This window comes from Paenibacillus sp. ov031, from assembly GCF_900143165.1.
GTDB classification, from domain to species: domain Bacteria; phylum Bacillota; class Bacilli; order Paenibacillales; family Paenibacillaceae; genus Paenibacillus; species Paenibacillus marchantiae.
Window position 1 is genome coordinate 604000 of the sequence record NZ_FRDO01000003.1, and the last position, 13856, is coordinate 617855.

General features: G+C 45.6%; 7 protein-coding genes. All 7 read right to left on the reverse strand.

The window, feature by feature from the left end; translation table 11 throughout:
• Positions 1-3 precede the first annotated feature (3 nt).
• Entirely contained in the window at positions 4-5559 is a 5556-nt protein-coding gene (locus BUA17_RS16685; RefSeq protein ID WP_072734314.1) for an S-layer homology domain-containing protein, read from the reverse strand.
• A 486-nt stretch (positions 5560-6045) separates the two neighbouring features.
• Positions 6046-7419, reverse strand: coding sequence for an ABC transporter substrate-binding protein (locus tag BUA17_RS16690; protein WP_072734315.1), 1374 nt, complete (start codon positions 7417-7419; stop codon positions 6046-6048).
• A gap of 290 nt (positions 7420-7709) precedes the next feature.
• A complete protein-coding gene (locus BUA17_RS16695) occupies positions 7710-8531 on the reverse strand; it encodes a carbohydrate ABC transporter permease (protein WP_063564462.1) in 822 nt (273 codons plus the stop codon).
• Positions 8528-9490 (reverse strand): carbohydrate ABC transporter permease, encoded by a 963-nt coding sequence (locus BUA17_RS16700; RefSeq protein WP_063564463.1) that lies wholly within the window; start codon positions 9488-9490, stop codon positions 8528-8530. Before BUA17_RS16700 ends, BUA17_RS16695 begins: the two co-directional genes overlap by 4 nt.
• A gap of 402 nt (positions 9491-9892) precedes the next feature.
• Positions 9893-11710 (reverse strand): APC family permease, encoded by a 1818-nt coding sequence (locus BUA17_RS16705; protein ID WP_063564464.1) that lies wholly within the window; start codon positions 11708-11710, stop codon positions 9893-9895.
• Positions 11711-11994: 284 nt separating this feature from the next.
• On the reverse strand, positions 11995-12846 hold the full coding sequence (gene rhaD / locus BUA17_RS16710; protein ID WP_063564465.1) for a rhamnulose-1-phosphate aldolase: 852 nt from the start codon (positions 12844-12846) through the stop codon (positions 11995-11997).
• A gap of 388 nt (positions 12847-13234) precedes the next feature.
• Positions 13235-13756, reverse strand: a complete 522-nt coding sequence (locus BUA17_RS16715; protein WP_072734316.1) for a GNAT family N-acetyltransferase — start codon at positions 13754-13756, stop codon at positions 13235-13237.
• Positions 13757-13856: the final 100 nt, after the last annotated feature.

The window sequence follows — 13856 nt, forward strand, 5'->3', positions numbered from 1 at the left end:
TTATTACTTCGCCTGAAACTCACTCGCTGACATCAACAGGGTTACAACTTCAGCACGAGTTGCTTCAACGAGTGGATTAAACATGTTCTTGCCTGTACCTTTCACCAGTCCTGCATCATATGCAGCTGCGATATAAGGTACGGCCCATGCAGGTACTTTATTTGCATCTGCAAAGGTTAGTGTGGCATTCGATTTAACTGGAAGTCCGAGTGCTCTTACGAACATAACCGTCATCTCTACACGGGATACTTTGCCGGATGCACGGAACGTCTCATCTGTATAGCCACTAATGATCCCTTGTTCTACAGCTTGAGCAATAAAGGATTGTGCCCATGCTGGAATTTTGGAAGCATCCTTAAACGTCAACGCCTTGCTGCTGGCTGGGAGTTCAAATGCTCTTGCCAGCATTACAATGAACTCGGCGCGTGTTGCCGGTCCATTTGGACGGAAATTACCGTCCTGATATCCATTCACAATTCCCCGGGAAATGGCCTGCTCAATGGCAGCTGCTGCCCAGTGATTACCAATATCTTTCAAAATCACACCCGGATTGGTTGGTGTAGTACCGCCACCATTCCCATTCCCCGGAACGGAAGGTGTTGTAGGCGTGGTCGGAGTTGTTGGATCTGTTGGTGTTACAGGTGTGGTTGGTGTCGTTGTACCTCCACCACTATTACCACTGCCCGGATTGCTTCCGTTGCCATCCCCCGGAAGTGGAGCTCCCTTCAGATCGGTACTGCGTCCTTCCGTTGTCTGATTTACCGTACCTACACGGTCCAGATGTTCATGGAAGACTTCATAATCGACCAGATTCAGTTCATAGTACCGGTTGTCATCCTTGGCCGCTCTCATGGACCGATAGAAGTCTCCACCGTTAGCCATAAACGAGTTCGTCGCTACGATGTAGTATGCGTTTGGATCGATGTCTGTGTACGTGCCATTGGCATTCTTAATCTGTACTTTGAGCACGCGTTGACCGACTTGGGTCACCGTATTGGTTATAGCGTCGACTTTCTCGCCCGGCTTCGTGGAATCATAGTAGAAACGTATGCCTGAAACTTGCGGGAAGCGCCCTTCGCCTGTTTCTACACCACTCACGCCATTTTCCAGCGCAGCCGTAATTTCCTTACCTGTCATTTTTAGCGCAGACAGGTTGTTTCCATTTGGCATCATTTTCAGCAATTGTTCCAGGGTGATGTCTCCCTCCTTGAACGATTCCCGAATGCCTCCACCATTTTGAATGGCGACATATCCTTTAACATTGTTTTCCTTCACAATAGATTTCACTTTCTCTAGCATGCCGTCTGCTACCATGTTACCGAGATTGGTTTCCTGCTTACGCACACTGCCGCGTTCTCCATCAAGGAATACGTTCGTTTTACCGATAACTTCTTTTTTGAACTCAGCCAGAGGTTTCGCATAGGTTGCCAGCTTCGCTTTTGCAGTCGGATCATCTGTGTAAACATACTTACCGGTGGCATCCTTCGCATCCAGGTTCAGCAATTTGCCGTTCCATGTTTTTAGTACACCTGCTTCATTGAACGTGACATCCAGTTGACCCAAAGAAACGTCATATTCTCCCGTCTGTACAACCAGCGTCGGATCGGTGTGCATATCTACAACTACCGGTTTGTTCAAAATGGTGTGCGAATGACCACCCACTACGATGTCGATGCCTTCTACCGCTTCTGCCAGTTTCAGGTCTTCCGAGTAACCCAGATGCGTCAGCGCGATAATTTTGTTGATACCTTCATCTTGCAGCATGTTCACTGTCGCCTGAGCACTTGCTTTGTAATCCTTAAACTTCAGATCATCTCCCGGTGATGAAAGGGATACGGTATCCGGTGTCGTCAAGCCAAAGATTCCGACTTTCTCGCCGTTTACTTTCGTAATGATGGCCGGATAGATTTGAGAATTCTCGCCTGGATTTCCGATGGTATCGTTGTACAGGCCACCCAAATTCGCATCCTTGGTATAGTCAATATTGGCACTCACAAATGGGAAATCCGCTTTTTTAATAAACGTCTTGAGCACACTTGGCCCTTTGTCAAACTCATGGTTTCCGAAGGTCATGGCATCGTATCCAATCATGTTCATGAACTCCAGATCCGCCAGACCGTTAAAGAGGTTAAAGTACAATGTACCCGAGAATACGTCCCCTGCATCCAGCACCAGGGTGTTATCATTGCGTGTTTCCTTAATAGCTGTTACGCGGCGCGGGATGTTATCCAAATGCGCGTGCGTATCATTGGTGTGCAACACACGCAGGTTGAAGTCACCCTCTTCTGCTGTGCTTCCAATGATTAGCTGTGCAAGCAACGGATCATGGTCACTGACACGCCCATGTGAATCTTCAAAATCAGCATTCACATGAACCGCTTCAATAGCTGCTGTTTCAGACAGATTTTTGCTCACCAGAATATGATCCAGTGTCTGAGAGTTTCCATCATAGATGTAGGAATAACGCTTGTTCTCTGGCAGTTTGTTTACCAAATTATCCAGTTCATTACCTTCGATAATATTCAATGTTTTGGAGAACTGGAAGTCATTGAAGTCGCCAAGAACAGCAACATTCACCTCAGGGTCTTTGTGGATTAATTCAGTTACAAAATCATTGACAATCGTTGCTTGCTGCGCACGCCGCACTTCACTGCTGCGGGTTGCAGGCTGGACATTACCAAATGGGGCTAAATCTCCACCCTTGGAATTGAAATGGTTAGCGATAACGACCACACGTTCACCGTTAAATTCAAATTCCGCAGCAAGCGGTTTTCTTGACGCTTCAAATGCAACATTATCCGGTTTAATTCGCCCTGGATTCAGCGACAGGTTTCCACTTGCATCAAGGGACAGTGCTGTTTTTGCCTCACCCTTGGTACCTGCTTTTAAGGATACTCGATTCGGATTGTACAGGAACCCTACACGAATGTTGCCTCCGGTTGCTCCACCATCCATGTTATTTAGCGGTGCAATATCGGTATACTGATAACTTGGTCCATTATTGCTTTTAATTGCATCCAGAAGCGTTTTGAAGCTCTCACTCGCATCTGTGTTTCCGCTATCTGTTGCGCCGTCGTTATCCTGAACTTCCATGATCCCTATAATATCAGGGCTTTTTAGATTGTTAACGATAATTTTACCGATTTTGTTTCCACGTGCTGCATCTTTTTTACTGAAGTTCTCTACGTTGAATGTAGCAATAGTCAACTTGTCTTGTTGTGATTCAATTGAGGTTGTTGCCTGTTTCAAACCACTGGATGTAATCGGAGGTAAATCGCCTTCCAAGGTGACCTTATAATTACCACTCGAATAAGAAATCACACCATTAATCGGGCCTGCAAATTTATCACCCGTGGTCACAGCTTGAGAAGGTTTTTTATTAATGAATAAGCGTTGAGGATTTAGAGAACTTTCAAACTCTCCAGCTCCATCTCTACTTAAGATTAGTCCTCCTGCCGGGGTCTGCAATGGATTATTAGGTTCGTTGTCTACCGTCACTGCTAATCCAGGATTGTAGGAATAAGGTCCAAGAATAGTAGCATTATCTAACTGAATACGCATGCCTTCCAGACTTTCATAGAAATCAATGGCATCCACGTCCGGGTTGAATTCGCTCAATCCATCCGAATCAATGACATTCGGTATTACGCGACCACCTTTTCCAATGATTACGGGTTGTGGCAATTCAACATTGGGTTGTTCCAACGTAATCTCAGAAGCTACAATTTCAGTGGTTGGCAGGTCTGTTGCGCTTGCTGCATACTCTTTGACTTGACCTGAAACCTTAACTTGATGCTGGATTTTCATTCCATGATCTTTCTTATAGATTAAAATCCCCTCAGAAGTTGCCGGATCTCCATCTTCCTGACCAGGAATGGATTGCATATAGAATGAATCTACGTTAACAACAGATGTAACTACACCTTCTACATTCTGGACTTTCAGTCCGTCATAAATGGAATAATGGCCTGCTCCCTGAATTTCGTGAATACGTACACCATCAAGTCGATCCACCGCAGTATACTCAAAAGAAAAAATGGTGCTTACTCTGCTATCAGCAGTGGCAACAGCTTTAATGATTTGATCTTGATTAATCGTAATAGGCTGTGTGTATTCCGTTGAATTCACAGTTGGTTCAGAACCGTCCAGTGTATAGAAAATTTGGGCACCTACATAAGGGGAAGACAACGTAACTTCCGTTCCTTTTACAATACCACCGGAAGGTGTGCTCGCTGTTACGGAGAGCAAATCCTCCAGAATATCCGACGCCGTTCGAGGAATCAACTCCAGACCGTAAGTGGAATGGTACGTCAAGACTCCTGTCACTTTATGATAAGATTTGCCAACGGAGAGAGCAGACGGGCTGTTTTTGGCATAAATCAGCATTTCACCGCCATGTTCATCTGTCGCCGTGTAATTGGGCGTGTTGCTTTTTGTCACTTGAATATTGTTTACTTCGACAAGCATCCCTTCATACTGCCCTCCAGAACCCTTACTCCCCCCCGCGCCAGAAGCAAAATGGGAAGAATTGAGTGGTACAGGTGAAGGTAGATCCTGTGACTTTTCGACAGTCCGAATATATCCACCCTGAAATCCCGATTTGCTTGCTTCAACCTGGATAAGGCCGTTGTAGATTGTAATTGGGCCGTAGACTTCAATTCGGTCTCCCACTTCCACACCAGAAGCATTACCGCGCACAACGATCCCGGCATCGTTAGCCTGAATATACAGATTGGATACACTTCCGGATAATTCGCTGTAAGTTACAATGCCTTGAACGGTAACGGTCCTATTTTCAATTGCTTTTCTTGCATCAGAGATGGAAATAGGGCTGTTGTCGATGATGGTGTAGTCAAAACTGATAACATCACTATTGTCGATCCCCTCTTTGGCTGCGTAGGTTTCAATGTGAGTTGCATCATTTACCGTGATGGGCACGGTGTAGGGAAGATAATCAACATCCGTATTCTGTTTGTAGTATACAGTTGCACCGACTGTGGTTGTTTCCAAGGCCACCTGGGTCCCTGTTGGAACAGCGCCGGAAGTAGGATTAGCTGTGACGTTTGCCACTTTAGTTACTGGAGTCTCATCGATCAGTTGGAAGGTTGTTGAAGAGGAGTCAATGTATTTGAGGCCAGGAAGAGAAAGATAGGAAGCTAACGTTCCATTGGTTATCCTGACTTTTTTACCAAACAGCTCGGGATTTTTATTTAATCCAAATATGTCACGTACGGAGGTATCACTGGGAATTTGAACAGACATAATCTTGCTTAAATCCCTTTCCCCTGGAGTATCGGCAAGTCCGAAATTACTTCCTCCACTAAACGGAGCTTCGGTTTGAAGTTGGTTTTTAGAATTATTGTTAAAGTACCCGATAACGTATCCTTCTACTGTCCCCGGTAGTCCATCATTGTTGCGAGCTATCGCCTGAGCAACCGTTAACGGCTCATCCGCCGCGGCTGCCTTACTGCTGAACAATCCGGCTGGAATGGCACCCGTGATGAGCAGGACCATGGCCAGGAACAACCTGAGCCACCTCTTCATTTGCAGAACATGCATCTTTTACCTACCTCCATGTTTTAAATTCATAATCATTTGTTCATGAAGCTTGTACATTAGTTCAAATATAAGATAACTGAACTTCTATTACGTGTAAACAATATTCTTTTTAAATGATATAAAATAGAACACAAACATCACAAAATTGATGAAAAAAATAAAAATAGGTAAAAAAGTACTACTTCACAGCTTTTATATGTCAGATTTATTACTTTTATAGTGAATTTCTGTGTATAAAAACCTATATTGAGTAACTTAAACTGACATAATAAAGATGTGGATCTCTGTATTCGACATATATTGCTAGATATCCCTATAGCCAATTCGCCTTAAAGCAATTTTGTTCAAGATATTTTCACAGCAAAACGATGCGACAGTCAGGGTTGACCATCGCATACGTCTCACTCGTTATGAAATCCTAAGTTAAGCCATACATTTCAACTTTGCTATATCCAGCCTAAAGTTTGTCCTATTTCAAGAAATAAGTTACTTCTTCACCGTGCTGTTATACTGCCCAATCTTGTCTGTAATTCGCTTCGCTGCTGCATCCAATACGTCTTGCGGTGTACCTTGTCCATTCAGAACTGTCTCGATCGCTCCTTCGACAATTTGACGGGCTTCGGGGAATACACCCATTACAGCCCCGGATGTTGCTGTCGAATCAGCGGAAGCGTGCAATTGGTCGACTGCTGTCTGGAATTGCGGGTACTTCGCCATATTATCCTTTAATACTTGCTCATCGTAGGCTGCTGTCGTAATAGGGAAGTATCCTGTCGCAACACTCCAGTTGGCTTGTACCTTAGGTGTAGCCAGGTACTTGATAAACTCCCAAGCGGCTTGCTGTTGAGCTTCGGATTTGTTGTTCATGATATACAAGCTTGCGCCACCAACAACGACGCCGCCTTCTTTGGCATCTGCTGGACGTGGCAGGAAGCCTGTTCCCAGCTCAAACTTGCCACCAGCACCCTCTACAATTTTGCGCAATCCAGCGGTGGAATCCAGCGTCATACCGATTTGCTGTGCGGTAAACGCAGCGGTCGTATCGTCAGTGCTGCGTCCCAGATTAGAGACGGTTTTCTCGTCCATCATCTTTTTCCACCATGTCAAAGTCTTCACACCAGCTTCGGAGTTTAGCATGGATTCAGTCGCTGCACCGGTTCTTCCGTTACCATTGTTTACATAATCTGCATTCTGGTTCGCAAAGAACTGTTCCATAAACCAGCCATAGATGGCCATGGATGCACCTGGTTTACCGTCTTTCGCCAGTGCTTTAGCTGCTTGCTCAAACTCTTCATATGTCTTAGGCGGGTTCTCAGGGTCCAGACCAGCAGCTTTGAACATATCTTTGTTGTAATACAGAATCGGGTTCGATGTGTTGAACGGCATCGCATTTAATTTGCCATCGATGGTGTAATAACGGATGATATTGGGCTCCAATTGGGACAGATCGAACTTATCTTTATCGATAAATTGCTGTACCGGCGTAATCATGCCCGAATCGATCATAAACTTGCTGCCGATCTCGTACACTTGGATAATATCCGGACCACTGTCCGAACCCATGGAAGCTTTGAGTTTGTTCAGGCTCTCATCATATTTCCCTTGATAGATTGCCTTCACCTGAATGTCCGGGTGACTTGCGTTGAAATCGGAAGCGAGTTGATTAATGGCTTTCTCCCCTGCACCCGACATCGAATGCCACCACGTCAGTTGTACCGGTTCAGCAGCTGCAGCATCTGCCTGCGCTCCGCCCGTTGTGCTTGTTGTTTCGGTTTTTCCGCCACAAGCGGACAATACCAGCATAAGTGCAGCCAACATCAATGCAAATGTTCCTCTTTTTTTCAAACGAAACCCGATCATAATCGCTCTCCTTTTTTTGAGGCTCACTTCACAATAAGTGCTTTAATTTCTGCAAGGTGGCCGTTATGGTTACGAATCGTTCTTTCGATCGCTGTTATCACCGGATTTTTTTCATCTCCCTCAAAGGAGAAAATCCGGTGATAAAGGCGAACGCTTCGCTTCTACAGAATCGATTTCGTCCCCTCCACTGCTTTTGCAGCCTTTAAAGAACTTATTTCAAGAGTGAGCCTTGTTTATTCGTTCCTGGGTATCCAAACCACAAACGTTAAATCCATACACTTTTAACTTAATCAACCCTTCAGCGCGCCTGCTGCCATACCGCGGACAAGCTGTTTCAAACCGAAGACCAGAAGCAGCAGCGACGGTAAAATAACAAGCGCTGTGCCGGCAAACACCAGATTCCATGCTGTGGATTCCTGGAACTCCAGCATCGAGATCCCGATCTGTACCGTCCTCATCTCTGGAGTATTTGTAACAAGCAGTGGCCACAGATAGGAGTTGTACATGCTCAGGAACGAATAGATTGCCAATGTTCCAAGTGCCGGGCGAGACAATGGCAGGACATGGGACACAAAATACCGGATATGCCCACAGCCATCGATCTTCGCTGCTTCAAACAGTTCCTTGGGCAGCTGCATGAAGAATTGTCTCAGCAGGAATGTACCGAACGCTGTTGCCAGGAACGGAATGGTCAGTCCCTGATACGTATCGAGCCAGCCCCAACTGCGCACCGTCAGATAGTTCGGGATCATGGTGACTTCCCAAGGAATCATCATCGTCGCCACAAACATGCTAAAGATGACGTTCTTGCCTTTAAACTCCATTTTCGCGAATGCATAGGCCGCCATACTCGCTGTAACAAGCTGACCAAGCATCGTCAGTCCTGCCACCAGGAATGTATTGCCGATAAACGAACCAATCGGAACGATATCGAATACTTCCGTGAAATTGGACAGGTCTATCGATTGCGGGATGATATGAGGCGGATACGCACTGGCATCCTCCGGCGTCATGACCGCCATGAAAAAGGTGTACAGCACCGGATACAGTACAAGTGCCGCACAGATTGTAAGCAACATATACAGCAATGTTTTGGTCCATGGTGTCCTCATTGGTAATGCACTTTCCTTTCCACCCATTTGAACTGAATCAGGGTCAGCAGCATAATGACCGCGAACAGGATAAGCGCCTGCGCACTGCCCGTCCCAAAGCGGAAATTAACAAAGGCTTCCTGATAGATGGAATATACGAATACATTGGTGCTGTCCATCGGGCCACCACGGGTTAGAATGTTGATTTGACCAAATGATTGGAACGCACCAATGATCGATACAACTGTGACGAAAAACAGGGTTGGCGACAGCAGTGGCATCGAGATTTTGCGAAAAGTAAGTAAAGGACCTGCGCCATCAATCTTCGCGCTCTCATAAATTTCATCCGGGATGCCCTGTAATCCGCTGGATAGAATAATGTAATTGAATCCGAGATTCATCCAAATCGTCATAATGGAGATCGATATTAAGGCCCAATCCGGGCTGGTCAGCCAGGGAATTGGATCGATTCCAACTTTTCCTAATAAATAATTCAGCATGCCCAAGGTCGGATGGAACAGGAACTTCCAGATGACCGCCGATGAACCGACAGACAATACCACGGGCAGAGAGAATACAAACTGGAATATACGCATTCCCTTGAAACGGTTGTGTGTTAATGCCGCTAGAATCAGAGCTGCCAGCATGCCGGTTGGCACGGTAAACAGGACAAATAGCAACGTCACTTTCATGCCTTGCAGGAACAGTCCGGACTGGAATACCGCCTTGAAATTGTCCAGTCCCACATAAGCTGCAATCTGTCCGGTAGGGTCAGTGGAATGCAGACTCAGGTACACCGACTTGAACATCGGATAAAACAGAAACACTGCAAATAAAAGCAGCGATGGTGCCAGGAAACCATAGGCCAGCATATTCTCCCGCATTCGCTGCACACGCAGCGAAGCTGTCCGGCGCTGACTTGTACCCCATACGCGCCGTCTGGCAGCAGGCAAGCCGATCCGGTTGTCAAGCTCACTCATCGGATTTTCTTCCCCCTTGATCTACGCATTCGGTGTGTGAACTTCATCACCCACATTATCTAGTGTAAAAGCCAACTGTCACAGCAGCATCCGTTCTGAATCAACGCAGCGTTAATCGTGGACAAGCGACTTTACCAAACAAGGGATGTTAAATAGACTTCATAACAAGCTCAGCAAACAGCAAAAAAACCGCAAGAACTCCCTTGATTCGGGAACGTTCGTGCGGCTTTATGTGTTAAGGGAAGATGAACAACGATTAGATATCTACTCAATCAATTTAACAGAAAACTGGATATTTAATGTTAACGCAAAATTTTCGGTAGAGAATCCCAAAGAAAATGGATGGCATATAAGCATATAACATACTCTTTTCATGCCATTGGCCAGTGTAGACGAAGCCTTTTAACGATTGAGATGATACGGCACAGTCGTGACAATCACGTCTTTGTAATTGATCAAATAAGCGCGGATCATGAAGCTGGTCTGGTTGTGTAGTACATTTTGCCACCAATGCTTGGTGATGAACTGTGGAATTAGAATCGTGATATGGTCCGTCTCGGCCGTTTTCCATTCCACGGTATCAATGAACTTCTTGAGCGGTCCCATAATACTGCGGTATCTTGATTTAATGACAACCAGGCGAACGCCAGGGTTCCACTCTTCCCACTTCTGCTCCATCTTGCGAATGGCTTCATCATCGAACCCGATATACAAGGCAACCACGTGATCTGACATCGTCTGGGCGTAAGAGATTGTATTCATGACCACCCTTGTAATGCCAGCCACCGGAATGACGATCGTATTGCCCTTTCTCACCGGTTTCTCCAGCTTGATATCAATCCTCAATTCATCCGCGATGTTACAGTAATGACGGTGAATGCGCATGAACACATAAACGACGAGTGGCAGGAAAATAAAGATAACCCATGTTTGTGTGAACTTGGTGAATATAAAAATCAATGTAATTGACAGTGTGGTCAGCATACCAATCGTATTGACGAGCAGCTTCACACCCCATCCGGATGGTTTGACTTTGATCCAGCGAATCATCATGCCCAGCTGCGACAGGGTGAATGGAATGAACACGCCCACCGCGTAGAGCGGAATCAAGCTTTCCGTATTTCCTTTGAATCCAACAACCAGCAAGGCAGACATCACACTGAGAAAAATAATACCGTTCGAGAAGCCAAGGCGGTCTCCTCTAACCATAAACATATGTGGCATATATTTATCCTTTGCCATCATGAAGGACAGCAGCGGGAAAGCAGAATAGGCCGTATTCGCTGCCAGGAACAGAATCAAGGCCGTTACACCCTGAATAATAAAATACATCGTACCCCTGCCAAATGTCGCTTCGGCAATCTGGGAAATGACTGTGGCTTTCGGATCAGGCTTCACCCCGTAACCATAAGCAAGTAACGTAATCCCGATAAACATGGCTCCCAGAATACATCCCATAAGCATCAAGGTTCCTGCTGCATTTTTCTCCGCAGGCTGCTTGAAGTTCGGAATGGCGTTACTCACCGCCTCAACCCCGGTCAAGGCCGAACAACCCGAGCTGAATGCCTTCAGCAGCAGAAACAGACTCACATGAGACATACTCGTTCCGAATTCTGGGGCCGCAGCTTCCATGCCACCAGCCAGAAATTTGATACCTCCGGAGATAATCAGAATCGCAATCGAAAAGATAAACAGATATATGGGGATCGCCAATACGGAAGCTGATTCCGTCACCCCTCGCAAATTCATAATAGTCAGAAATACAATCATGATCAGTGCAATGACGATGCTGTAATCATGAAGCATTGGAAAGGCAGATGTAATCGCATCGGTCCCTGCGGACGAACTTACAGCAACAGTCAGAATATAATCGACCAGCAAAGATCCTCCGGCAATCAAGCTCGGAGCCGTGCCGAGATTATCCTTGGCTACGATATACGCGCCGCCTCCTGTTGGATAAGCAAAAATCGTCTGGCGGTAGGAAAAAATTAAAATGACGAGTAATCCCAACACGGCGATGGAGATTGGAACAGAGTACCACAAGGCGGCGAATCCGGCCGCAACGAGCACCAGTAAGATCTGCTCCGTACCGTAGGCAACGGACGATAGTGCATCGGAGGACAGGATGGCAAGTGCCTTCCATTTCCCCAATTTTTCTGCATCCAATTCAGCCGATTTCATAGGCTTGCCTATTAAGATTCTCTTCATTTTGCCAAGCATGATCATAACTTCCTTCCGTCTTTCATCTGTGAAGCATTGTTATTATGCAAAATCGCCGAGCCATTGACAATACGTCATTTCACCCGAATTTCGCCAGCGTGTGATAATGCATTCTACGATTCAATAATCGATAACAAAGCCGCGCTTTATCAGTTTTTTGAACGTTTTTGAACCAAAATGGCGTTTGTTCGCCGAAAAAAAGGAAATGGCCTTCGGTTTAATAAACCAAAGACCATTCATATTAGGCTGTGTTGTAGCTCTTTCTTTTATACGATTTCGATCCGTCAAACTTCTATGCCCAATATACCAGGACGTGGAGTGACACCGAAAGCTTGGGCCAATGTAGCTAGCTGCTCATCCGTAATTCTCTGTCTGATCTCATGACCTGCAACCAGCATATACACCTGAGCCGCTTTCTCAATAGTCTCAATGAGGCCAAAGGCTTCATCAATCGTTGTACCTGTTCCAAAAATCCCATGCTGCGGCCAAATGACCGCATGGTATTCCTTCATTTTCTCAGCCGTTTCCCGTCCAATTTCATTCGATCCAGGCACCATCCACGGAATAATACCAACACCGTCAGGAAATACGACAACGCATTCCGTACACATCTGCCACAGCGTCTTTGTAAATTTCATTTCATCCAACTCATGGATAAAGGTCATCGCCAGCACATTGGTCGCATGGTTGTGCATCACAACCCGGTGTTTCGAGTCGACTTTCAGACGTTCGATATGACTCATAAAATGCGTAGGCAATTCACTCGTTGGGTTCGCTCCCGACTTTAGCCCCCACAGCACTTCCAGCTCCTGTCCATCATTCGATACTCGTAGCAACCCCAGATTGCTCTCCGGATCAGCCAGTACATTTTTGAAATATTTGCCCGAAGCAGTCACAATAAAATACTTGCCTGCCAGCTCATGCATCGAAAATGCTGGTTTGATCTTGCGGATCACATGGTTGATATCGATATATTTGGCAACTTCCTCTTCCCCCAGCAGATAGCTGACATTGCCACCATTGCGTTCATCCCACCCGTTTTTCCACATATGTTGAGTAATCTCCGCCATCTCACGAACAAATGGGATATGGAAGCCCGCAGCCTGCGTTGTTTCATTGGTAAGGGTCACGTTCATCATCATTCTCTCCTCATGATAAAAAATAGAATGCCCATCACGTACATAGTAAGTTCCTTTTTTCACATTCATTATACCTTTGTTTATCTTTATAAGTCAATGATTCACAGATAAAAAAACTTCATTTATTTTTGTTTATGTTTGTTTTGTGTATATTTATAAAAATAAGCAAAAAAATACCTCACCGGCGTCCGGCGAGGTCAGTCACACATCTATCTAACACGAGAAGGGGTTTACAAGAATTATCTTACCTCTGCTACCTTAATAGAAGCTGAAAATGAAATAAAAAAACGATGAAAACCCCTTTACCAAAAAATGACGGTCACCCCTGCTATCCATCCATTTATGCTATATATTTAAAGACGTTGTGCTGTATTTTGGAACATATTTATTCCTTTTTCAGCAAATAGGACGGGTGCATCAGTCCTGTCGGTTTATAACGCTCATCCCGTACATACTCAAAGCCCAGCTTGGACAGCATGTGACGTGACACTTCATTATCCGGATGATGCCCGGCAAACAACGCTTTAGCCTTCAGTTCGCCAAATGCATAGTCAATCACCGCCCCTGCCGCCTCCATGGCGTAGCCCTTGCCCCAATGATCCCGGGTTAGATGAAATCCCAGTTCATATATCTCTTCTTCCGGAGAATACGGGCGCAAGCCACAGCAACCAACAAACACTTCCGAATCTTTCTCAAAGAGTGGCCAGTATTGCACTCCCACATCTTCTTGCCTTTTTAATTCCTGAGTCAATCTCGCTTCCACTTCATCCTCGCTCAGAAATCCTTTGCTGCTAATCCACTTCGATACCTCGTGATCTCCCCATAGAGCGGAAGCCAGAGCACAGTCTTCTTCATTCCATGTCGAGAAAACAAGCCGCTCGGTTTCAAGAAACGTTGGTCTTTTCATCGTCCAATAACCTCCTGTTTCACAACATCAGTCTTCATTCTGTTCCTAAATATAAATTACTCGAATGGTAGCCTATGTAAACAAAAATTTGATCTAAACC